Origin of the sequence: Brevibacterium oceani (genome assembly GCF_017948325.1) — a bacterium.
Taxonomy (GTDB): Bacteria; Actinomycetota; Actinomycetes; order Actinomycetales; family Brevibacteriaceae; genus Brevibacterium; species Brevibacterium oceani.
The window spans coordinates 1,708,864-1,731,707 of record NZ_CP072846.1 but is presented as its reverse complement, the minus strand read 5'-3'; the positions used below and the strand labels follow the sequence as shown (position 1 = coordinate 1,731,707).

Here is a 22,844-nt window from a genome sequence, read left to right as displayed (position 1 = left end):
TCTACGTCAGTGGTGTTCGTTAGGCTGGGGGTTCGGAAGGGGACACACCATGGCACAACGCATCTCCGGGACTCCCGGCACGCTCGGCGAAGCCGTCGAACCGAAGGAACTCGCCGCCACAGCCGCCGAGACCACGGCGGAGAACCCGTGGCCGCTGAGCCTGCTCTCGTCGAAGATGAAGTCCTATATCGACCGCATGTCGAGCGTGTGGATCGAAGGGCAGGTCGTCGAGCTCAACCACCGCGGCAAAGCCAGTTACCTGACCCTGCGAGACACCGATGTCGAGATGTCTCTGCCGGTGCAGATCTGGAAGAACGTCCTCGAACGCACCGGCGCACCCCTGACCGAAGGCAGCCACGTCGTCGCCAACCTCAAGGCCGACTTCTGGACGAAGACCGGACGGCTGACGATGCGGGCCAACGACATCCGCGCCGTCGGCCTCGGCGAACTGCTCGCCCGGCTCGAACGGCTGAAGAAGCAGCTGGCCGCCGAAGGACTCTTCGACCCGGGCCGGAAACTCCGGCTTCCCTTCCTGCCGAACCGGATCGGCCTGATCACCGGACGTGACTCGGATGCGCAGAAGGACGTCGTACGCAATGTGCACCTGCGGTGGCCCGCGGCGGAGTTCGAGATCCGCAACTGCGCCGTGCAGGGCCCGGATGCCGTGCCCGGAGTGATGAAGAACCTCGCCGAACTCGACGAAGACCCGAACATCGACGTCATCGTCATCGCCCGCGGCGGCGGCAGCATGGAGGATCTCCTCCCATTCTCCAATGAGGCGCTCGTGCGCGCCGTGTCCGGGGCCCGGACTCCGGTGGTCTCGGCGATCGGGCACGAGGCCGACCGCCCGATCCTCGACGAAGTCGCCGATATGCGAGCGTCGACCCCGACGGACGCCGCCAAACGCATCGTGCCCGACGTCGCTGAGGAAGGAATGAACCTGCTGCGGGCGCGTGCCGAACTCGAAGCTGCGGTCAATCGCATCCTCGACCGCGAACAGGAGATGCTCACCGCCGTACGCTCACGGCCTGTGCTGGCAGAACCGCAGACAATGATCACCGCGCATGAGAACGAGTTGACGACGACCCGGCGACGCGGTCTGCAGGCGATGAACGGACTGGTCATCCAGGCACAGAACGAAATCCACCACCTGCGGTCGCAGGCACGATCGCTCTCGCCGCTGCGTACCCTCGAACGCGGCTATGCCGTCGTCCAGACCGACGCGGGCCAGGCGGTCCGCGATGCCGCCGAGGTGGCTGCTGGGGACACGGTCCATGTGCGTGTTGCACACGGACGCTTCGATGCCGATATCACCGAGGTCACACCCGAGACCGAGCCAGCCGACTGACCACTGCGCCGCATCACTGCGAATCGACATTGCACCAACAGACAGACACCACACCATGAGAAGGAGACCACGATGACCGAACCGACGACCGCACAGGACCAACCCGAAATCAGCGCGCTGAGCTACGAGCAGGCGCGCGAAGAACTGGTCATGACCGTCAAACGGCTCGAGACCGGCAATCTGCCTCTCGAGGAGTCACTGCGACTCTGGGAACGCGGAGAAGCCTTGGCCGATCGCTGCCAGTCATGGCTCAACGGTGCCCGCGAACGGCTCGACAAGGCACGCGAAGAGACCTCCGACGACGCGGAGTGAACGCGACGCGAGGTAGGTAGTGTGCGGACAAGGCCGCGCAATCAGCCGGAGGCCGAGTGGACACCCCCTGCCGCCTGCCACACCGACACTTCGACTGCCCGATACGCTCACTTCAGCTGCGCGGCCACCTGGTCGGCGAAGGAGTTGATCGTGTCCGGGGCGGCTGTGGCCGTCATGACGACATACACGTCGCCCTTGTGCGTGACCCAGTATTCCTTCGCTTCATCGGTGCGGTAGATCTGGAAGTCGGCTCCACCGACGGTGACTTTCTCCGCGGCGACGGCGTCATCGGACTTATTCTTCGCCCAGTTCGCGCTGGCCTTGGACTGCTCGATGCTCACCCACTGATCGTCGGTGCCGATGAAGGACATGTACCAGGAGAGGAACTCTGAGTCATTGAGGCGATCGAGGGTCGCTTCGTTGGCCGACCAGCCTTGAGGGATCTGCGGCACGATGAGGTCGAAGTCCGCGTTGCCTTCGGACTGCTCGGCGATGCCCTGATAATCGACGACGCGTTCGGAATCGACCTCCGGCTGAGGCGCGATGAACAGGATCCCCACTGCCACCGCCAGACACGCGAGGATGGCGATGACCATGTTCACCCAGTTCGAGTTCTTCCGCAGGAAGCGCATCTCTTCCCGAGAACCCGGCAACATCGCTCCGGACTCGTCAGCCATGGACTCTCCCTTGGGGCCCGAGGTCGAGTCGTTGACGACCGTTCGGGTACCCGCCTCGTCGGCAACATTTCGGACATTCACATCGCCATTGTCCTCGGCTGGGGTGCCAAGAGCCAATCCCCACGCTCCGAGGTGGCCGACGCCACAACCCGATACCGCTGTCGCGACCCTCATCACAGGGGTGGCACAATTGGAGGCATGAGTGACTCCAAAGAGCCTGTTGACGTGAAATCTCACCATGACCGCGGACGAGTCGACGACGAGACTCCCCCCGTTGCCGTGACCGATGCATGGTCGCAGAAAGCACAGGTCAGTGAGGACGCGCCCGACCGCAACCTCGCTCTCGAACTCGTGAGAGTCACCGAGGCCGCGGCGATCGCTGCCGCACCCTGGGTCGGCCGCGGTGACAAGAACGCCGCCGACGGAGCCGCCGTGGCAGCGATGCGCAATGTCATCTCCACCGTCCGCATGGCCGGCACCGTCGTCATCGGAGAGGGCGAGAAGGACGAAGCTCCGATGCTCTTCAACGGTGAGCAGGTCGGCGACGGCACCGGCCCGCACTGCGACGTCGCCGTCGACCCCATCGACGGCACCCGCCTGACCGCCTTGGGCATGCCCAATGCGATCTCGGTCATGGCGGTCACCGAAGACGGCGCGATGTACGACCCTTCCGCAGTGTTCTATATGGAGAAGCTCGTCACCGGCCCCGAGGCGGCCGACGCTGTGGACCTGCGCCTGCCGATCGCCGAGAACATCCGCCGCGTCGCCAAGGCGAAGGGCACGAAGGATCCCGGTTCCGTCACCGTGATGATCCTCGACCGCCCCCGCCACCAGCAGATGATCGATGAGATCCGCGCCGCCGGCGCCCGAATCCAGCTCATCACCGATGGTGACGTCGCGGGCGCCATCGCCGCGTGCCGTCCCGGCACCGGCGTCGACATGCTCATGGGCATCGGCGGCACACCGGAGGGCATCATCACCGCATGCGCCATCAAGGCACTCGGCGGTGTCATCCAGGGTCGTCTCTGGCCCCAGGATGACTCCGAACGCGATGCCGCCGCCAAGGCCGGACTCGACGTCAACCAGGTCCTCAACACCGACGACCTCGTCACCGGCGACAACAGCTACTTCGTCGCCACCGGCATCACCAACGGCGACCTGCTCGACGGCGTGAAGTTCCAGGGCGGGCACGTCACCACCCACTCACTCGTCATGCGCTCGAAGTCGGGCACCGTCCGACAGGTCTTCGCCGAGCACCAGTCCGCGAAGACCCACTCCTATGTCGAGGCCGCCGAAGAAGCGGCGCGTCGCGGACTCATCTGAGTCGGCGCCCGCACACACGCCGCGCAGCGCACACATATCCATCGCCACTGGAAGCAGGTCTGATCACAATGCCCAACAACGCGTGGAACCGCTTGATCGAAGGCAACCGGCGCTTCGTCAGCGATGAGCCCGAACACCCGAATCAGGACACCGCTCGACGAGAGGCGGTCACCGGCGATCAGGCTCCGTTCGTCACGCTCTTCGGCTGCGCCGACTCCCGGGTGGCCGCGGAGATGATCTTCGACGTCGGCCTCGGAGACATGTTCGTCGTGCGCAATGCCGGCCAGGTCGTCGATCCGGTGACATTGGGTTCGCTCGAGTACGGAGTCGAGATGCTCGGCACTCCGCTGCTCGTCGTGCTCGGGCATGACAGCTGCGGAGCTGTCACTGCGGCCTACAACGCCTACGACACCGGTGAGACTCCCCCAGGGTTCATCTCCGACGTCGTCGCGAGGATCCTGCCCACCGTTGCCCGTGCGCGCAAGAACGACCGCACCACGGTGAACGAGACCGTCGTCCAGAACACCATCGACACCGTCGACAAGATCATGCAGCTCTCCTCCCTCATCGCCCGCGCGGTCGATGAGGGGCGACTGATCATCGTCGGACTCACCTATCAGCTCCACGACGGCCGGACCACGGTCGTCGCCCAGTACGGAGGCGACGAGGCGGCTGTCTCCACCTACACGTCCTGACTCGGGCCCGCGGGCCCAGGCGAGACGACACCACGACGTCACCACACAGATCCATCACGCCCCGGAACCATTCCACGGCAGCAAGTCGGAAAGGACAGACATGAGCGAAGAGTTTCGCATCGAACACGACACCATGGGAGAAGTGAAGGTCCCCAAGGACGCCCTCTACAGTGCGCAGACACAGCGCGCGGTGGAGAACTTCCCGATCTCGGGCAAGACCCTCGAATCGGCACACATCGCCGCCCTGGCCCAGGTCAAGAAGGCCGCGGCCAAGGCCAACCTCGAGCTCGGAGTCCTCGACGAGGCTCGCGCCACCGCGATCCAGAACGCCGCCGACGAAGTCATCGCCGGCAAGTACGACGCCCACTTCCCCATCGACGTGTTCCAGACCGGGTCGGGCACCTCGTCGAACATGAACACCAACGAGGTCCTCGCCTCGCTCGCGACGAAGGCCCTCGGGGCCGACGGCGTCGACGTCCACCCCAACGACCACGTCAATGCCTCGCAGTCCTCGAACGACGTCTTCCCCACCTCGGTGCACCTGGCCGTGACCAAGGCACTGGTCAACACCCTGATCCCGGCCATGGACACGCTGGCGACCTCGCTGGAGAAGAAGGCCGAGGAGTTCTCCTCCATCGTCAAGTCCGGCCGCACCCACCTCATGGACGCCACCCCGGTCACCCTCGGCCAGGAGTTCGGCGGCTATGCAGCTCAAGTCCGCTACGGCATCGAACGCATCGAGGCCTCGCTCCCCCGTGTCGCCGAGGTTCCGCAGGGCGGAACCGCCGTGGGCACCGGCATCAACACCCCCGACGGATTCTCCTCCCGCGTCGTCGAGATCCTCGCCGAGGAGACCGGGCTGCCCATCACCGAGGCACGCAACCACTTCGAGGCCCAGGCCAACCGCGACGGACTCGTCGAAGCCTCCGGCCAGCTGCGCACCATCGCCTACGGCTACATGAAGATCTGCAACGATCTGCGCTGGATGGGTTCAGGACCGAACACCGGCCTCGGCGAAATCGCGATCCCCGATCTGCAGCCCGGTTCGTCGATCATGCCCGGCAAGGTCAACCCGGTCATCTGTGAGGCGACGATCCAGGTCGCGGCCCAGGTCATCGGCAACGACACCTCGGTGTCCCTGTCCTCGACCAACGGCGCCTTCGAACTCAACGTGGGCATCCCCGTGATGGCCTCGAACCTGCTCGAGTCGATCCGACTGCTCGCCAACGCCTCGACCGTGATGGCCGAGAAGATGATCAACGGGCTGACCGCCAACGAGGAGCGCGCCCGCTTCCTCGCCGAGGCGAGCCCCTCGATCGTCACCCCGCTCAACAAGGTCATCGGCTACGAGGCGGCCGCGAAGATCGCCAAGCACGCCGTGGCCAACAAGATGACCGTCAAGGAAGCGACGATCGACCTCGGCTTCGTCGAGAACGGATCGATCACCGAGGCCGACCTCGACAAGGCCCTCGACGTCACCACGATGATCGGCAGCTACAAGTAAGCATCAGACCTGCCTGATCAGATCACGGCGCCCGGACGACATCGTCCGGGCGCCGTTTCGTGCCTCCGCACCGACCGCTCACGTTGCCGCCGACCGCTCAGTTCGGCGATGTGCTGGCCGCCGACCGCTCGCGTCAGCGCCGACAGCTCGCCGCATAGCGCAATACAACGGCGGTGACCTGAGCGGTCGGTGACGCGGGCGCCGAGTTCAGGACCGGAACGGATCGAACTCCTCGAGCACATCGGTGACCAGGGCCGCGATCTCCGAGCGCTCCGACCGCGTCAGCGTGACGTGGGCGAAGAGTTCGTGGCCCTTGAGCTTCTCGATCACCGCGGCGATTCCGTCATGGCGTCCCACGCGCAGGTTGTCACGCTGGGCGACATCGTGGGTGAGCACCACCTTCGAATTCATCCCGATCCGTGAGAGCACCGTGAGCAGCACGTTGCGTTCCAGCGACTGCGCCTCATCGACGATGACGAACGCATCGTGGAGTGAACGGCCGCGGATGTGGGTGAGCGGAAGCACCTCGAGGATCCCTCGGTTGACCACCTCGTCGATGACGTTCTTGCTCACCAGAGCGCTGAGCGTGTCGAACACCGCCTCGGCCCAGGGGTTCATCTTCTCCCCCTCGCTGCCGGGAAGGAAGCCGAGGTTCTGCCCGCCGACCGCATAGATCGGGCGGAAGACCATGATCTTCGAGTGCTTGTTCTCCTCGAGTACCTTCTGCAGCCCCGCCATGAGGGCCAGCGCGGACTTCCCCGTTCCGGCTCGCCCTCCCAGTGACACGATTCCCAGCGCATCGTCGAGCAGCATGTCGATGGCGATGCGCTGTTCGGCCGACCGACCGTGGACGCCGAAGATGTCCCGGTCCCCACGCACCATGCTCACCCGATTGCCCGGCTGCACCCGCCCGAGCCCGGAACCGCGCGGGGAGGTGATGACGACACCGGTGTTGACGATCTCGTCCGAGACGTCCTCGGTGACCACAGACCCCGAATCGTAGAACTCACTCATCTGCTCGTCGTCGAAGCCGATCTCACTCATCCCCGTGAATCCGGAGTCGGTGGCGAGCTCAGCGAGGTATTCTTCGGCGTGCAGCCCCAGCGCCGAGGCCTTGACGCGCATCGGCACGTCCTTGGTCACCACTACCACGTCGTGGCCCTCGGCCGAGAGATTGCGTGCCACGGCAAGGATGCGCGTGTCGTTCTCCGTGCGGTCGAATCCGATCGGCATCGTCGAGGCGTCGATGTGGTTGAGTTCGACCCGCAGGGTCCCTCCCGCCTCTCCGACGGGGATGGGCTCATCCAGCCGGTCGAAGTCCGACCGGAAGTCGTCGAGGATGTGCAGGGCCTTGCGTGCGGTGAAGCCGAGTTCGGGATGGTTGCGTTTCGCCTCGAGTTCGGAGACGACGATGAGCGGGATGACGACATGGTGTTCGGCGAAGCGCAGAAGCGCGCCGGGATCCGAGAGCAGCACCGAGGTGTCGAGAACGTAGGTGTGGACATTTTCAGCCATGAGGACCTCTGTGGCGTGAGTTCCGCCGAGATCCGGTTCTGACATCCCCCGATCTCGGGTTGGTGTCGACCAACTACTGCCAACCTAACCCCGTTTGCGGCCGGGATCGGTACCGGCACGCGCGTTCGGGAAAGTCGGCGTCATGAACTTCGTGTGAATGGGCGATGCGCGCACCCTCGCCGAGGCGGTTGGGCTCCTCGTTCGGATCCACCGACTGTGCGGCGTCAGCACGGTGTCGGCACCCGTTTCCCCGCCGAGGCGGTTCGTCCTATTTGCCGAACCGCCGTTGGCGCAGGCCGTAGTCGCGCACGGCGCGAAGGAAGTCGGTGCGCCTGAAGTCGGGCCAGTAGGCCTCGCAGAAGTAGAACTCGGAGTAGGCGCTCTGCCACATGAGGAAGCCGGAGAGCCGCTGCTCGCCGGAGGAGCGGATGATGAGGTCCGGATCCGGCTGCCCCTTCGTGTAGAGGTGTTCGCCGATCTGCTCAGGTGAGAGTTCCGAGATGATCGTCTCAAGATCTGTGCCCTCGTCGCTGCGCGTGCGGAGCAGTGAGCGCACCGCGTTGACGATCTCCTGCCGACCGCCGTAGCCGACGGCCACGTTGACTCGCATTCCGCAGTCGGTGTTCGTCGTCACCGCTTCCAGTCGCGCCCGCAGGTCGGAGGGCAGGATGTCGAGGTCGCCGACGAGCTGCACGCCGACGCCGTCGAGGGCCGCGATCTTCTCGACGAGATCGGAGATGATCTCGATGAGGATCTCGACCTCGTCGGCCGAACGCGCAAGATTCTCCTTGGACAGGACGTAGAGGGTGACGATCTCGACGTCGATCTCGAAGCACCAGCCGAGGAATTCGACGATCTTCGCCGCTCCCGCCCGGTGCCCGTCCGCGGTGGTGGCACCGAACTCCTTGGCCCACCGGCGGTTGCCGTCGGTGATGACACCGACGTGGCGCGGAACCGGCACCGACTTGTCGAGCTCACGTTTGAGCCGTCGCTCGTACAGCCGATACAGCAGGTTCACCGGTCGAGCCACAGCTGTCCTCTTTCACGTTGATCGCGGGTCGGTTCGAACACCATACAGACTACTAGCCGGATTCGCTGAATGAGGCCTCAGACCCGCTCGGTACGATAGGGGTATGAATGCTCCGGTCACCGAGTCCTCAGCACTCGTCCCCGATGATTCCCGTTCCGCCGATGCCGCTGGCCGTGACACTGCGCTCCCGGCCCGTCCGGACCGCGTCGCCCGTCGTCGTTCCGCGCTGCGCGCCGAACTGGCCAAGCTCGCCGGACATGTGAAGCCGAAGCTGCGCGGCTGGTTCCACGCCGGCGCATTCCCACTGGCGATGTTCGGCGGACTCGCCCTCGTGATCATCTCGCCGACGATCGAGTCGCGCATCGCCGCTGCGATCTTCGCGATCACCGGAATGCTGCTCTTCGGCACCTCCGCCGTCTACCACCGCGGTCGCTGGCGCACCCGAGCCCGCCTCGTTCTGCGCCGACTCGATCACGCGAACATCTTCCTCATCACGGCCGGAACCTACACACCCCTGGCCGTGCTCATGCTCCGCACCGATCAGGCGATCCTGCTCCTGTCGGTGCTGTGGGGTGCCGCCGCTCTCGGTGCGGCGTTCCGTACGATCTTCACCACCGCGCCGAGGTGGCTCTTCGTTCCGATCTACGTCGGCTTCGGTGTGGCCGGAGTCGGGTACATCCCCCAGATCTGGGAGACGATTCCCGCCGTCGGCCTCCTCGTCGTCCTCGGCGGGGTCTGCTATATCGCTGGGGCCGTGATCTATGGGATCAAACGACCCAACCCGTCACCGAAGTGGTTGGGATTCCACGAGATCTTCCACATCCTGACGATCTTCGGCTATGGCTGCCACCTCGCCGCGCTCATCGTCGCCGCCGTCGCGGCGTACTGAGCTGACTCAGCTCCGGCGGTTCAGCCCCACTCGTGTGGGTTCACGACCTCGGGTCAGAGCCGTCAGAGTCATCTGACTTTGCGTCCGCGTCGTCTGACTTTGCGTCATCGGACTCTGCGCCGGTGCCGTCTGCGCCATCTGACTTCGTGCCAGTGCTGCCAGCGTCATCATCCGGGGAAGGGGCTGCCTCGGCGGATGTGTCCTCTGCTTCCGGTTCCTCCGGGCCCGAGAGCGTCGACTGATTCGGCACGACATGCCTGCGCAGCGGAATCGGGTAGGCGTCGCTGGTGCCGGAGCGTGCCCGCACCCGACGAACGCGGCGGAGGGCGTCGCGGATGAGGAAGATCACGACGATGACCACGGCCAAGGTGACGAGGAATCCGATCGTTCCCGGGGTCACCAGGTCGGGGTCAGGGGCGGTGCCGTCGGGCGTCGATGCTGGGGTGGAGGCGAGGATCATGCGGGGGAATCGCTTTCGGTCGACGTCGTGGCCTCGGCACCGGTCTCGGCCCCGGCCTCTGTCTCAGTTCCCGGCGACTTCGGAAGCATTCCCTCCGCGGGGACGCGGCGGCCGTCGTCGAAGGTCACAGAGGCGAACAGGTCATCCTCCTGGAAGTCGACTCCCGGTGTCAGCGGCTCCCGACCGGTGAGGTCGGTGGCGAGCTCGAACTCCTCTGTGGGCCAATAGGTGCGGGCAGCCTTGCGAGAGGCGGAGAAGAATCCGCCCTCCGGGTCGATCTGGGTGGCATGGGACAGCAGCGCGCGATCCCTGGACGGGAAGAACTCGCCGCAGTCGATCCTGGTGCTCAGCCAGTTGTCGCGTTGATTGTCCCGCTTCTTGAAGTCCTCGAGGTGGTCGGCGAAGGGGGATTCGAGACCCGCCTCGAGCATCTTCTCGTGGATGGTGATCCACTTCTTCGCCGACAGGTCCTGGTTGTAGTAGACCTTCTGCACCTGCCATGCCTCCCCCAGCTCGGGGTGCGCGGCAGGATCGGCGGCTGCGGCGACGGCGGCCATGGTCACCGCGTGGTTCTTGATGTGATCGGGGTGCGGGTAGCCTCCGAGCTCGTCATAGGTGGTCACCACCTGCGGGCGGAAGGTGCGGATGATGTGGACGAGCGGCAGCATCGCCACCTCGTCGGGGACCCGGTAGAAGCAGCCGGGCGGTGTCTGATCATCGAAGTCGCCGTCGGGCAGACCGGAGTCGACGTGCCCGACCCAGACGTGTTCGGCTCCGAGGGCGGAGGCCGCTGCGGCCATCTCCTCGCGGCGGAGACCGGCGATGTCCCGGCTGGCCTTCGGGGACTGGAGCAGCGCAGGGTTGAGGATGTCGCCCGCCTCGCCGCCGGTCATCGTGGCGATGAGGACCCGGGCTCCCAGTGATGCGTACTTCGCGCTCGTGGCCGCACCCTTCGAGGATTCGTCATCGGGGTGGGCATGGACCGCCAGCAGACGCAGCCCATGGTACGGAAGCGAAGTCATGTCCTTGATAGTCCCTTTCGAATCAGCCGGCGGCCTCTCACTGCCCGCACCGCGGCTGACATGATCGCGGGCAGAGAATCGACTACTCTAGGTTAGTGCGCGATGTTCTCAAAAAGGAATTCAATGACTGAGGTAACAGTGGACAGGCCGCTGCATGATGATCGGTACGGTCGGACCCGTACGCCCAAGCGCGGCCTGAGCCGCACGTCGAAGATCATTGCCGCAGCAGCCGTTCTCGCCGTCGCCGTGGTCATCGCCGTCTGGGCCTTCCGTCCGCAGACGGATCCGACGACGCCGCGCACACTCGACTATTCGGTTGTCGACTCCTCTTCAACGCAGGTCAGCGTCGGAATATTTCCCGACCGGACCCGTGATGTGCACTGCATCGTCCAAGCCACGAACGACAACGAGGCGGTCGTCGGCTTCACCGAAGTGACCGTGCCGGCCGCTGCCGACAACGATCCGAATTCGCCGAGGCAGCTCGACATCGATCTGGCCACGACGCAGCTGGCCGCATCGGGGCATGTCGACTCCTGCTGGTTCGAATAGCACGACCCTTCGCCTCGGCTTCATACCCGGTTCGGCCGCAAACTCGCCGTTCGCCTGTGACCGACCGCACGGCCGCGACATTCCGGGAGTGACCCAGCTCATCGTCTTTCACGACAGATGCGTTACACTGTAGTTTCATTCAACTTCCGGGCGTGCCCATACGCCCGGTTTTTTCGTTGCCTGACACGCCCGTCAGCGCACCGAACCGAAGAAGGAGAAGTCATGACCGAGGAAGTCACCCAGGAAGAGACATGGTTGACCCAGGAAGCCTTTGACCGCCTGTCGAAGGAACTCGAGTATCTCTCCGGACCGGGTCGTGCAGAGATTGCTGAGAAGATCGAAGCCGCCCGTGACGAGGGTGACTTGAAGGAGAACAGCGGCTACCACGCCGCCCGCGACGAGCAGGGCAAGCAGGAAGCACGCATCCGTCAGCTCGAAGTGCTCCTGCGCAACGCGAAGGTCGGTTCCAGCGAGGGCGACGGCAAGACCGTGGCCCCGGGAACCGTCGTCACCGCCGAGGTGGCAGGGAACTCGATGCGGTTCCTGCTCGGCAACCGTGAGATCGCCGGCGATTCCGATATCGACGTCTTCTCGGAGAAGTCACCGCTCGGTGCCGCCGTGCTCGGCGTCAAGGCCGGAGACACCTCGTCCTACGAGGCGCCCAACGGCAAGACCATCGAGGTCAAGGTCAAGTCCGTCGAGGCCTTCACCGGCTGACCGACGCGCCCAGAGCGCAGACAGCAGTGGGCGGGTGATTGTCACCCGCCCACTGCTGTATTCAGATCACCTGTGTGCTCTGCTGTATTCAGGTCACCTGTGTGCTCTGGTGCATTCAGGTCACCTGCGCATTCAGGTCACCTGCCGTTTTCACCGAGATGCCGCCGCGGCTCTCACTTCCTCCGGCCTCCGGCTCCATGCGGCCCGCTCTCATCCGGTCCGCTCGGATCCGAGGGAGAGGATTCCGCGGAATCCGCTCCGGCTCCGGCGGCATCGGTCTCCCCCGTCGACGACGCACCGTCGGACTTCGCCGCGGAGTCCTTGACCGCCTCGGTGAGTCGCTCCTCGGCGGCATCGAGCACCTCGGCGGCCTCTCTCGCATCGGGATCGGCCGGCGGATCGCCCATCTCGTCGGAGTCACCCGTCTCGTCGGATCCGCCCGCCCGGACGATGTAGCTGACCACGCTGTTGACGACGGCGACCAACGGAACGGCGAACAGGGCGCCGACGATGCCGAAGAGGAAGCCGCCGCCGGTGACCGCGAGGATCACGGCCAGCGGGTGGACGGAGACCGCCTTGCCCATGAGGAAGGGCTGGAGCACCTGGCTTTCGATCTGCTGCACGGCGATGACGACGGCGAGCATGATGACGGCCGCGATGAGACCGTTCGAGACCAGGGCGACGAGCACAGCCACGGCTCCCGAGGCGATCGCACCGACCACGGGGACGAACGAGGTCAGGAACACGAGCACCGTCATGGGGATGACCAGCGGAATGCCGAGGAACGCGGCGCCGATGCCGATGCCGACGGCATCGACGGCGGCGACGAGGACCTGGACCCGGACGTACTGGACGAGCGTGGTCCAGCCCCGCTGCGCGGCACCGGTGGCGACGGGACGCGCCGGGATCGGCAGCAGCCCCATCACCCATTTGAAGATGTTCTGCCCGTCATAGAGGAAGAAGAACGTCGTGAACAGGCACACGGCCATGCCGGTGAGGAACGTGCCGACCGATGAAGTGGCTTCGAGTGCGCCGCCGAGGAGCTGACTGCTGTTGTTCTGGAAGAAGTCCGTAGCGGTCTTGATGCCCTCGTCGATATAGCCGGAGATCGTCGAGGAATCGATCCCGAAGGGGCTCGTCGCCAACCAGTTGCTGATGCCGGAGACACCCGCGATGACCTGCTTGACGAGGTCGGGCATGCCCGAGTAGATCTGCTGACCGACGAGGCCGAAGAGGCCGAGCACGACGACGATGAAGCCGATGAAGGCGATCGCCGCGGATCCGGCCCGAGGGATGCCCTTCTTCACCAGCCATCCGGTCAGGGGCGCGAGCAGTGCAGCGAGGAGAAGCGCGATGAGCACCGGGAGGACGACGCTCGAGATCTTCGACAGCAGCCACAGGGCCACTCCGATGGCGACGAGGACGACGATCGACCGCCAGGACCAGGCTGCAGCGAGCTTGAGGCCGGGGGCCACGTAGGGCTTGGCTTCGGCCTCGATGCGGCTGAGCGCGATCTCCTCGGGGCTGACTTCCTGCGGCTCCTGGACTGCGGGTTCGGATTGGGTGCGGGAGGAATCACGTCCTCGCCGGAACGCCTCCCACGCCCCACGGAATCGGCTCGGGGATTGCTGTTGGTCGTTATCGGTCATGCCTCAACAATAGTTGTTGATGCGCCGACAAAGGTGCAATGATGACCGCTGAGGAGGGAAATCCGTGGGAAAACGCATCATCTACACGTTGGCCACCATGGGCGCGACGGCCTTCGGCGCCGGGGCGTCGGCGGTGGGCCTCCTCCGTCATCAGGCAGGCTCGCTTCGGCTCGCCTTCGATGATGACGAGAACCGCCCGTATCCCACCATCGCCGAGGCGATCGCCGCCCCGCCTCACCGCGACGATGATGATTCGGCCGCTCTCGCCGTGATCGGAGACTCCTGGCTGTGCGGAGTCGACGTCGATGCCGAGCACGCACCGCCCACCCTCATCGGACGCGGGCTGGCGCGCATGCTCGGCACCACCGTGAGAGTGCAGTCGACCGCACGGCCTTCGGCGCTGTCGGAGGATCTGCACCAGCAGGTCGACGAGGTGCTCCGCTCCCCCTGGCTCTCACGGCAGCTCTCGGCGCAGTGGAGCGAATCCCGGCGATTCGCCATCATCTCGATCGGCACCGGCGACATCATCCACCCGATCCAGGCCACGATCGGCATTCCGATCCTCAATCAGGCCATCAACCGGCTCCAACGCGAGGGCCGCTACACGGTCTTCGTCCTCGTCTGTCCCAACCTCGGGGGCCTGCCAGGTCTGCGCGATCCGCTCAAGACGTCGATGCGACGCACCTCCCGAGTCCTGGCAGGATCTCAGTGGCTGGCCGCACTGTCCGCGCGGGCCGTTCCGCTCCGGGCGACCGGGGCCCTGAGCGGGACGACGCGACGGTCCCTGCTCAACGAATCGGGTCGCTATCCCAGCGAACTCGGCTACGCGCAGCTGTCCTCGACCCTGCTCGCCGCGATCGCCGAACGCATCGAAGCACCGGTCGTCGTCGACCGCAGCCTCGATGTGCCTGAGAAGGGTGAGACCGCACGTCGGCACGAGTTCTCGCCATCCCCGCAGCCAGACAGCCCGGCGACAGACACTCCGCAAGTCGAGCCCGCGGAGACCGACAGCCCGGCAACCGGCAGCCCGGCGGCCGCCTCGTGATCCCCGTCGTCCTGGCCTCCCAGTCCCCCGCCCGACGTCAGATCCTCACCGCCGCCGGGATCGACCCGCTCATCATCGTCTCCGACGTCGACGAACGCGCCATCGAATCCGACTTCTCCGGAACGGTCGGCGATCTCACGATCGCACTCTCACAGGCCAAGGCCCGGGCCGTCATCGACCGGATCACCGCCTCCCCGCCCGAGGATCTCTCGAGCGCCGAGACGATCGTGGTCATCGCCGGCGACTCCCTCCTCGAATTCGACGGTCGCCCCATCGGCAAACCCGGCGACGCCGAAGGGACCCGTGCCGTGTGGACTCACATCGCCGGTCAGTGGACGCAGCTGCATTCGGGTCACACGGTCGCCGTGCTCAGACGCAGTCGCGATGGTGACACGTCGGCGGTCGACTTCGAGCTGTCCGATCTGCGTTCGCGGCGATCGACCACCTCGGTGCTCATCGGCACTCCGACCCCGGACGAACTCGAGGCGTACATCGCCACCGAGGAGCCCTTCCACGTCGCCGGAGCACTGACCATCGACGGCTACGGCGGCGCCTTCGTCGACCGCCTCGACGGCGATCATCTCACCGTGCTCGGACTCAGCCTGCCCGTGGTGCGCGAAGCGGTCACCGACATGGGCCTGTTCTGGCCGGATCTGTGGTCGTCTAGGCGCTAGAATCGGTCAAGGCGGCATGACACGCCCGATCCCTTTGAAGTTTTCGCTCGAACTTTTTATCGCTGTCCTACAAACGCTTGGTGGGCTTCTCTAAATTGTTCTGTGATCATACAAAGGAGCGCCATGACCACAGTCCTCCCCGAGACGACGACCGCAGCACTGAACACCACGGTGCCGACGGCAGCCGTCCGCCGAGTCCTCATCGCCAACCGCGGTGAGATCGCTCTGCGCATCATCCGGGCCGCCCATGACCTCGGCATCAAGGCCGTCGCCGTGTACACCCGTGCCGATTCCGATGCCGATTTCGTCGACCTCGCCGACGACGCCTGGCTGCTCGACGGGTCCGGAGCCGGGGAGACCTACCTCGATGTCGACAAGATCCTCGCGCTGGCCAAACGCTCCGGCGCCGACGCGATCCACCCCGGATACGGCTACCTGGCCGAGAACGCCCTCTTCGCCCAGGCGGTCATCGATGCGGGACTGACCTGGATCGGTCCTCCCCCTGCAGCGATCGAACTGCTCGGTGACAAGTCGGGTGCCCGAACCGTGGCCGAGGCCGTCGACGCTCCGGTCGCGCCCGGATCCGACGGTGCCGTGGCCGATCTGACAGAGGCCGCCGAGGTGGCCGACCGGATCGGCTACCCGATCGTGGTCAAGGCCGTCCACGGAGGCGGAGGGCGAGGTTTCCGCGCATGCGCCTCCGCCGATGACCTCGAGTCCGCCTACACGGCTGCGACCCGTGAGGCGCAGAGTGCCTTCGGCCGCGGCGAATGCCTCATCGAGAAGCAGATCGTGCGCCCCCGACACATCGAGACCCAGTGCCTGGCCGACGCCCACGGCAATGTCCGCATCGTGTCCACCCGCGACTGCACCCTGCAGCGTCGCAACCAGAAGATCATCGAAGAGGCGCCTGCTCCGTTCTTCTCTCCCGAGCAGGAGCGCATCGTCTCCGAGGCCTCGGCACGTCTGCTCGCCCATGTCGGCTACGTCGGCGCCGCGACGTGTGAGTTCCTCCTCGGCGAGGACGGAACGATCATCTTCATGGAGGCCAATGCGCGCATCCAGGTCGAGCACACCGTCACCGAGGAGATCACCGGAGTCGATCTCGTCGGCTGGCAGATGCGCATCGCCTCGGGCGAGACCCTGCCGGATGAGTTCCCGGCCGTGCGCGGACATTCCTTCCAGTTCCGGATCAACGCCGAGGATCCGACGACGTTCTTCCCCGCCACCGGCATCGTGAAGAGCTATCGGGCTCCTTCGGGTCCCGGTGTGCGTCTGGACTCGGGCATCGGCGAGGGCAGCGTCGTCGGAACCGACTTCGACCCGATGCTCGCCAAGCTCGTCGTCACCGGAGCCACTCGCGATGAGGCTCTTGCACGGGCCCGCCGCGCACTGTCCGAGTACCGCATCGAAGGCGTGTCGACTCTGCTCCCGCTGCATCGGGTGCTCGTTTCCGACAAGGCCTTCGCCACCGATTTCAAGGTCTGGACCAACTGGCTCGAGACCGCCTTCGTCAATCCGCTCACCGATCCGCACACGGGAGATCACATGAGTACTGCAGCCGACAGCTTCAGCGTCGTCGTCGAGGTCGACGGCCGACGGATGACCGTCTCGGTGCCCAAGGACGTCATCTCCGATCTCGGCCACGTCCCCAGCCCGAGCGTGCCGCGCCGCAAGCGCGGTCTCACCAGCCACAAGGGTGCCCAGCTCGCCGACGATTCGAACGCGCTGGCCGCCCCCATGCAGGGCACCATCGTCTCCGTCGCCGTCGGTGCCGGCGACACCGTCGAGGCCGGGGACACCTTGGCCGTGATCGAGGCGATGAAGATGGAGCAGCCGCTCAAGGCCGGGCATTCGGGCACCGTCTCCGAGGTGCTCGTCGACGCCGGAGCCGCTGTCAAGTCCGGTGAGACGATCATCCGCTTCGCCGCCTGATTTCAGCCGTGAGGTGGACTGCCGCGTGCGGCCTCCCGCCTCATGAGAGTCCTGCCCGGGTCACCGATAGAGATCGGCGGCCCGGGCAGAGATGTAGTCGGATTCGGCATCGTTGCCCGCACACTCGAGTGCGGCCGCATACGCCTACTCGGCTTCGCCTGCTCGTCCGAGTTCGGACAGCGTGATCGCCCGCGCGGTGTGGAATGGCCTGTGCCTGCGCAGCCGGGGGACCTCACCGAGCTCGTCGAGAGCGCGCAGGGCCGCCTCGGGGCCCGAGACCTGCCCGAGCGCGACCGCGGCTGATCGCCTCCGTCTGCAGATCGACCCGTGTGTGGGTGGCACCTGAGGTCGCATTCATGCCGTCGGTGAAGATGAGGCTGATGACACGCAGCACTCCCGGCAGCCGGTCGACGAGTCCGGTACGGGTGCCGCGAAGGGAATGCCCGTCGTCGTGATCCGCTTCTTCGCGCGCACGATCCGCTGCTGCATCGTCGCGGTCTCCACGAGGAACCCAGCGGCCACCTCGGCGGTGCTGCGACCCGCGAGGAAGCGCAGCATGAACACAATCCTCTCGTCCTCCCGCAGGGTCGGGTGGGAGCACGTGAAGAACAGCCCCAGCCGCTCGTCGGGGAAGTCCACGCCGGAGAGTTCCTCGCCGAGGCGGCCGGCGTGATCGTCATGGTCGCCTGGTCGCATCTCCTCCTCGATCCGCAGCCGGGCGAGGTGGCGGGTACGCACCTCATCGGCGCGGATGCGATCGATCACGCGATTCTTCGCCGTGGCCATCAGCCACGCCTGGGGACGATCGGGCACACCTCGACCGGGCCACACCTCGACCGCGCGGAGCACGGCATCGTGGAGGGCCTCCTCGGCGAGGTCGAAGTCATGGAACCGGTTGACCAGTGCCGCGAGCAGCCGCCCGTGGTCCTCTGCAGTGATCGCGCTGAGGACCCGGGCGGCCGCCTCGGGGTCGGGGTCCATCAGTAGTCGGCGACCGGGCGGCCTGACACCATCATGACGGGCGAGGAGGTCCGAGATCGACAGCGCGGGGAGGGAAATTTCGGAATTTCCCTCCCCGCGCTGATCTGCAGGCCGTGCCGCCGAGCCTCAGAGGTGGCGGTGGAGCTTCCGTGCCGCTTCGGTCAGTGAACCGCTCACCGAGGGATAGACGACGAATGATGCGGAGAGCTGATCAACTGTGAGCCGGTTCTCCACGGCCATCGTGATCGGCAGGATGAGCTCGCTGGCCCGCGGCCCGACGACGACGCCGCCGAGGATGGAGCCGGATCCGCGGCGGGCGAAGATCTTGACGAACCCGTCCTCGATCCCGAGCATCTTGGCGCGCGGATTCGTGTCCAGCGGCAGCATCACGGTGTCGATGTCCGTCGGGTTCTCCCGATAGTTCTGCTGAGTGAAGCCGACCGTGGCGATCTCCGGTGCCGTGAACACGTTGGAGGCGACGTTGCGCAGTTTGAGCGGCTGCACCGCGTCACCGAGGGCGTGGTTCATTGCGATCCGACCCTGCATCGCGGCCACCGAGGCCAGCGGCAGGACGCCGGTGCAGTCGCCGGCGGCGTAGATGCCTGCGCGGGAGGTCCGGGAGACTCCGTCGACGACGATGTGACCGGAGTCGTTCACGCGCACACCGGCCTTCTCCAGGCCGAGGCCCTCGGTGTTCGGGATCGAGCCGACGGCCATGAGGCAGTGGGAGCCTTCGACGCGTCGACCGTCGGCGAGCACGACCTCGACGCCGGAGTCGGTGCGGGTCACGGATGCGGCGCGAGAGCGTGAGAGGACGTTCATGCCCTTGTTGCGGAAGACGAATTCGAGGACGTCGGCAGCATCCTCGTCCTGCCCGGGCAGAACCTTCTCACGCGAGGACACGAGCGTCACCTCGGTGCCCAGCGCCCGGTAGGCCGAGGCGAACTCGGCGCCGGTGACGCCGGAGCCGACGACGATGAGGTGCTCGGGCAGCTCGTCGAGGGCGTAGAGCTGGGTCCAGGTGAGGATCCGCTCTCCGTCGGGCTGCGCGCTCGGCAGTTCGCGCGGGTGGGCACCGACCGAGAGCAGGATCGTCGAGGCGTCGAGGGTGTATTCGGTGCCTCCGGTCTCGACGACGTGGACCTGGTCGCGACCGGCGAGCGTGGCCTTGCCCTGGATCGCTTTGACCCCGGCGCGGATGAGCCCCTCGTAGATGTCGTTGGCCTGAGCGTCGGCCAGGGCCAGGATGCGCTTGTTGACGGCTTCGAGGTCGGCGGTGACGGTGCCTCCGTCGTCCTCGGGGGTGTCGGCGTCGGAGATGCGGATTCCCAGACCGCCGGAGCGGCCGATCTCGTCCATCATCTCCGCCGTGGCGATGAGGGACTTCGAGGGCACGACATCGGTGAGCACTGCGGATCCTCCGCAGCGGTTCTCCTCGATGAGCATGACATCGGCACCCAGCTGCGCGGCGACGAGAGCGGCTTCGTAGCCGCCGGGGCCGCCGCCGATGATGACGACACGATCTGCAGTGGAATCAAATTCTGTACTCACACTGTGATTGTCTCAAATCGCCCCCGACCTGGCGAATGGCGGACGGGCCGCCATCGCGGTGTCGGGTTGACACCTCCCGGGGTGTCGGATCGACAGCCCCCGCGGTGTCGGATTCAGCCCACGTCGACCACCTCGGCGGTGTCCTTGTGCAGGGTCGACAGTCGCACGTACGACTGGGCGTTCGCACGCACCTTCTCCACACCGTCATCGGTCATCTCCCGGCGCACCTTCGCCGGGATCCCGGCGACGAGGGAACGGGCGGGGATGTCGGTGCCCTCGAGGACGACGGCGCCGGCGGCGATGAGGGACTCGCTCCCGATGTGGGCGTCGTTGAGCACCGTCGAATGCATGCCGATGAGGACGTCGTCGTCGACCGTCGCCCCGTGGACGAGCGCCTGGTGACCGATCGAGACGCGGGCGCCGATGACGACGGGCTTGCCGGCATCGGTGTGCATCACGGTGTTGTCCTGGACGTTCGAGTCCTCACCGATCGTGATCGGAGCGGCTTCGGCACGCAGCACGCAGCCGTAGAAGACGCTCGCTCCCTTCTTCACTCGGACATCCCCGACGAGGGTGGCGCCGGCGGCGACGAAGGCCCCGGGATCGATCTGCGGAGTGTGCCCGGCGACGGAGACGATGCGGGGGCGGGCGAGGTCGTTTGTCATGTGTCCTCCATTGGTTCACGTGCTGTCTGCTTGCGTGTGCCAGTCTAGGCGGAGCGCCGGTGACCAGGGCCTGAAGACGCATCTCGGACTGATTTGCGCGAAGGCGTCCATAGCAGGACAATAGGGAAAATATTTGTCAGAAATTTCACACTGCCGGACCCTTGTGCGCCCAATTGCCGTATGTGAACCTTGTCTGAGAGAGTTGCGCGCCCGGAATTCGGGCGTGGTCAACCGCGTTCACTGAATTCGTCGAAAGGTCACCATGGATTGGCGACACCGTGCAGCATGCCTCAATGAGGATCCGGAGCTCTTCTTCCCGATCGGCAACACCGGACCCGCGCTGCTCCAGATCGAGGAGGCAAAGACTGTCTGTCGCCGCTGTGAAGTCGCAGAGACCTGCCTGCAGTGGGCTCTCGAATCCGGTCAGGATGCCGGAGTCTGGGGCGGTCTGAGCGAAGACGAGCGTCGCGCGCTCAAGCGTCGCGCCGCCCGCGCCCGTCGCGCCGGCTGAGGACCCACCGGCCCCGCGCCGACCTCCGCAGACGCAGCCGAGTCCCTTGTCCGGACGACGATGATTCGCCGTCCGGACAAGGGACTCAGTCATGTCTGCCGGATCTGTGGGTGATGGCCAGTATGACTCTCCGGCAACGGAGTAACACGCCCGCGATCTCTCGCTGACGCTCTGGCCTCCCCGTGATGCCGGGCAGCTCAGTCGTACGAGTCGGGCCGCAGCGGGACGTCGAGGATGGCGACGGTGCCGCCGCCTTCGCGTGCCTGCCACTGGATGGAGCCGGCCAGATCCGCCGAGACCAAGGTCTTCACGATCTGGGTGCCCAGTCCGTTGCCCGGACTCTGCGTCTCACCGAGTCCGACCCCGTCGTCGGCGATCGTCACCTGCAGATGATCGCCGTCGCGCTGCGGGGTGACCCACACATGGCCGTTGAGCGTCTCCCCCGGCTCCAAGCTGTCCTGCTTCTCGGTGGGGAATCCGTGTTCGATGGCGTTCGTGATCAGCTCGGTGATCGCCAGTGCCAACGAGGTCGCATCGGCCGAGGAGATCGCGCCGAAGCTGCCGCACCGTTTGAGTTCGATGTGCACCAGCGGACTCGTCAGCTCCGGAGTCAGGCGCAGGCCCTTGTCGACGACCTCGTCGAAGTCGACCTCGGACTCGACCCCCTGACTGAGCACGTCGTGGACGACGGCGATGATCGAGACCCGACGCATCGCCTCCGTCAGGGCACTCTTGGCTTCGGGGCTGTCGATGCGCCGAGTCTGCAGCCGCAGCAGGGCGGAGACGGTCTGCAGGTTGTTCTTCACCCGGTGGTGCATCTCCTTGATCATCGCATCTCGGGAGAGGAGTTCGCGTTTGCGACGGCGGATCTCGGAGACGTCGCGGGCCAGGACGATCGCCCCGAGCCTCTCCCCCTCGTCGGTCAGTGGGATCGCGCGCAGGGATATGCTCGTACGTCCGACCTCGAGCTCGGTGCGCCAAGGTGCCCTGCCGGTGAGCACCAGCGGCAGCGTCTCATCGACCTGCCGCAGTTCGGCCCCGAGGCTGGAGACCACCTCGGCGAGATAGCTGCCCTCGATCTCACCCCCGTGCCCGAGTCGGTGCATCAGCGATACGGCGTTCGGGGAGGCGTACTGGACGTGCGAGTCCCGATCGAGGATGAAGATGCCGTCGCCGACCCGGGGTTCCCCGTGTCGGACTCCGCTCGGGGCATCACGGTCGGGGAAGGTCCCCTGGACGATCATCCGCATCAGCGCCATGGCCGTCTCGCGGTAGTACTTCTCCAGGCGTGACGAACCCCGGCGGCGCACCTCCTCGGAGTAGCGGACGACGATCGCGATCGTCTGGGAATGCCGCACGATCGGGACCGCCTCGGCGAGGATGTCGACCTCGTCCGAACCGGCGCTGACTCCGAGTTCCCTGGCCTTCGACACTCGGGTGACGTAGGTGTGAGAGTCGGCCGCCTCGTCGAGCAGCTCCCGTTCCAGACCGGTCGCGCGGGCGCCGATGAGGTCGCGGTTGAACAGCGTCGCTCCGGTCGTCGAACGCGCATGCGCGACGACGGTGTAGGCACCGCTGGGCGAAGGCACCCAGAGCACGAGGTCGGCGAAGGAGAGGTCGGCGAGCAGCTGCCAGTCACCGACGAGCAGGTGGATCTGTTCGACGTCCGACTCGTTCGTCAGCCCCTCTGCCGCGAGCAGTTCATTGAGCACCATGTGTTCCTCTCAGGTGAGAACAGCAGACCCGGGTCTCCCCGGGTCTGCTGAACATTCGATGATCAGACGCTATCACT

At 65.9% G+C, this 22,844-nt stretch carries 23 protein-coding genes; 12 read left to right on the top strand and 11 right to left on the bottom strand.

The genetic code is table 11. The features are described 5' to 3' along the window. Positions 1–49: 49 nt before the first annotated feature. Positions 50–1,348, top strand: coding sequence for an exodeoxyribonuclease VII large subunit (gene xseA, locus J9314_RS07555; RefSeq protein WP_210605174.1), 1,299 nt, complete (start codon positions 50–52; stop codon positions 1,346–1,348). A gap of 72 nt (positions 1,349–1,420) precedes the next feature. Further along, a complete protein-coding gene (locus J9314_RS07550) occupies positions 1,421–1,660 on the top strand; it encodes an exodeoxyribonuclease VII small subunit (RefSeq protein ID WP_210605173.1) in 240 nt (79 codons plus the stop codon). A 107-nt stretch (positions 1,661–1,767) separates the two neighbouring features. On the opposite strand, the gene J9314_RS07545 is transcribed toward J9314_RS07550, so the two are convergent. Further along, the gene (locus J9314_RS07545) at positions 1,768–2,418 is read right to left on the bottom strand and encodes a DUF4245 domain-containing protein (RefSeq protein WP_246490667.1); all 651 of its coding nucleotides are present in this window, start codon (positions 2,416–2,418) and stop codon (positions 1,768–1,770) included. Between the two features lie 117 nt (positions 2,419–2,535). Between J9314_RS07545 and glpX the strand changes: the two genes are divergently transcribed. The 3 genes from glpX (at position 2,536) to J9314_RS07530 (ending at position 5,859) form a co-directional block, all read left to right on the top strand. Next, positions 2,536–3,660, top strand: coding sequence for a class II fructose-bisphosphatase (gene glpX, locus J9314_RS07540; protein WP_181275645.1), 1,125 nt, complete (start codon positions 2,536–2,538; stop codon positions 3,658–3,660). Between the two features lie 68 nt (positions 3,661–3,728). Beyond that, entirely contained in the window at positions 3,729–4,355 is a 627-nt protein-coding gene (locus tag J9314_RS07535; protein ID WP_210605171.1) for a carbonic anhydrase, read from the top strand. A gap of 100 nt (positions 4,356–4,455) precedes the next feature. Beyond that, positions 4,456–5,859, top strand: coding sequence for a class II fumarate hydratase (locus J9314_RS07530; protein ID WP_210605170.1), 1,404 nt, complete (start codon positions 4,456–4,458; stop codon positions 5,857–5,859). Positions 5,860–6,066: 207 nt separating this feature from the next. Here J9314_RS07530 and phoH2 read toward each other — a convergent pair whose 3' ends face one another. Beyond that, a complete protein-coding gene (gene phoH2 / locus J9314_RS07525) occupies positions 6,067–7,374 on the bottom strand; it encodes an RNA 5'-3' helicase PhoH2 (RefSeq protein WP_210605169.1) in 1,308 nt (435 codons plus the stop codon). Positions 7,375–7,642: 268 nt separating this feature from the next. Beyond that, positions 7,643–8,404, bottom strand: coding sequence for an isoprenyl transferase (locus tag J9314_RS07520; RefSeq protein ID WP_210605168.1), 762 nt, complete (start codon positions 8,402–8,404; stop codon positions 7,643–7,645). 103 nt (positions 8,405–8,507) lie between these two features. Here J9314_RS07520 and trhA point away from each other — a divergent pair, with 103 nt between their 5' ends. Then, on the top strand, positions 8,508–9,293 hold the full coding sequence (gene trhA, locus J9314_RS07515) for a PAQR family membrane homeostasis protein TrhA (RefSeq protein ID WP_210605167.1): 786 nt from the start codon (positions 8,508–8,510) through the stop codon (positions 9,291–9,293). Positions 9,294–9,333: 40 nt separating this feature from the next. Here trhA and J9314_RS19145 read toward each other — a convergent pair whose 3' ends face one another. Together J9314_RS19145 and mca are read right to left on the bottom strand one after the other, a co-directional pair. Then, entirely contained in the window at positions 9,334–9,753 is a 420-nt protein-coding gene (locus tag J9314_RS19145) for a hypothetical protein (RefSeq protein ID WP_246490666.1), read from the bottom strand. Further along, the gene (gene mca / locus J9314_RS07505; protein ID WP_210605166.1) at positions 9,750–10,775 is read right to left on the bottom strand and encodes a mycothiol conjugate amidase Mca; all 1,026 of its coding nucleotides are present in this window, start codon (positions 10,773–10,775) and stop codon (positions 9,750–9,752) included. Before mca ends, J9314_RS19145 begins: the two co-directional genes overlap by 4 nt. A 123-nt stretch (positions 10,776–10,898) precedes the next feature. Here mca and J9314_RS07500 point away from each other — a divergent pair, with 123 nt between their 5' ends. Both J9314_RS07500 and greA read left to right on the top strand, forming a co-directional pair. Beyond that, entirely contained in the window at positions 10,899–11,324 is a 426-nt protein-coding gene (locus tag J9314_RS07500) for a DUF4307 domain-containing protein (RefSeq protein WP_210605165.1), read from the top strand. A gap of 222 nt (positions 11,325–11,546) precedes the next feature. Next, positions 11,547–12,041: a transcription elongation factor GreA gene (gene greA, locus J9314_RS07495; RefSeq protein ID WP_210605164.1), complete on the top strand. Its 495-nt coding sequence runs from the start codon at positions 11,547–11,549 to the stop codon at positions 12,039–12,041. Between the two features lie 173 nt (positions 12,042–12,214). Here the strand turns inward: greA and J9314_RS07490 are convergent, their stop codons facing one another. After that, positions 12,215–13,690: an AI-2E family transporter gene (locus J9314_RS07490; RefSeq protein ID WP_210605163.1), complete on the bottom strand. Its 1,476-nt coding sequence runs from the start codon at positions 13,688–13,690 to the stop codon at positions 12,215–12,217. 64 nt (positions 13,691–13,754) lie between these two features. Here J9314_RS07490 and J9314_RS07485 point away from each other — a divergent pair, with 64 nt between their 5' ends. The 3 genes from J9314_RS07485 (at position 13,755) to J9314_RS07475 (ending at position 17,344) form a co-directional block, all read left to right on the top strand. Further along, positions 13,755–14,735, top strand: coding sequence for an SGNH/GDSL hydrolase family protein (locus tag J9314_RS07485; protein WP_246490665.1), 981 nt, complete (start codon positions 13,755–13,757; stop codon positions 14,733–14,735). Further along, complete coding sequence (locus J9314_RS07480; protein ID WP_210605162.1) at positions 14,732–15,409, top strand: Maf family protein; 678 nt, start codon at positions 14,732–14,734, stop codon at positions 15,407–15,409. Before J9314_RS07485 ends, J9314_RS07480 begins: the two co-directional genes overlap by 4 nt. A 123-nt stretch (positions 15,410–15,532) precedes the next feature. Then, positions 15,533–17,344: an acetyl/propionyl/methylcrotonyl-CoA carboxylase subunit alpha gene (locus tag J9314_RS07475; RefSeq protein ID WP_210605161.1), complete on the top strand. Its 1,812-nt coding sequence runs from the start codon at positions 15,533–15,535 to the stop codon at positions 17,342–17,344. A 144-nt stretch (positions 17,345–17,488) separates the two neighbouring features. Here the strand turns inward: J9314_RS07475 and J9314_RS19140 are convergent, their stop codons facing one another. From J9314_RS19140 to J9314_RS07460, 4 genes are all read right to left on the bottom strand, one after another. Further along, positions 17,489–17,686, bottom strand: coding sequence for a hypothetical protein (locus J9314_RS19140; protein ID WP_246490664.1), 198 nt, complete (start codon positions 17,684–17,686; stop codon positions 17,489–17,491). A 12-nt stretch (positions 17,687–17,698) separates the two neighbouring features. Then, complete coding sequence (locus tag J9314_RS07470) at positions 17,699–18,325, bottom strand: sigma factor-like helix-turn-helix DNA-binding protein (RefSeq protein WP_246490663.1); 627 nt, start codon at positions 18,323–18,325, stop codon at positions 17,699–17,701. Positions 18,326–18,451: 126 nt separating this feature from the next. Continuing rightward, positions 18,452–19,876 carry an NAD(P)H-quinone dehydrogenase gene (locus tag J9314_RS07465; protein ID WP_210605160.1) on the bottom strand — a complete coding sequence of 475 codons (1,425 nt, stop codon included), beginning with the start codon at positions 19,874–19,876 and terminating at the stop codon, positions 18,452–18,454. 113 nt (positions 19,877–19,989) lie between these two features. Further along, positions 19,990–20,541 carry a gamma carbonic anhydrase family protein gene (locus J9314_RS07460; protein WP_210605159.1) on the bottom strand — a complete coding sequence of 184 codons (552 nt, stop codon included), beginning with the start codon at positions 20,539–20,541 and terminating at the stop codon, positions 19,990–19,992. A 262-nt stretch (positions 20,542–20,803) separates the two neighbouring features. Between J9314_RS07460 and J9314_RS07455 the strand changes: the two genes are divergently transcribed. Then, complete coding sequence (locus J9314_RS07455) at positions 20,804–21,052, top strand: WhiB family transcriptional regulator (protein WP_009374875.1); 249 nt, start codon at positions 20,804–20,806, stop codon at positions 21,050–21,052. A 197-nt stretch (positions 21,053–21,249) separates the two neighbouring features. Here J9314_RS07455 and J9314_RS07450 read toward each other — a convergent pair whose 3' ends face one another. Next, positions 21,250–22,764: a sensor histidine kinase gene (locus J9314_RS07450; RefSeq protein ID WP_210605580.1), complete on the bottom strand. Its 1,515-nt coding sequence runs from the start codon at positions 22,762–22,764 to the stop codon at positions 21,250–21,252. Positions 22,765–22,844 lie beyond the last annotated feature (80 nt).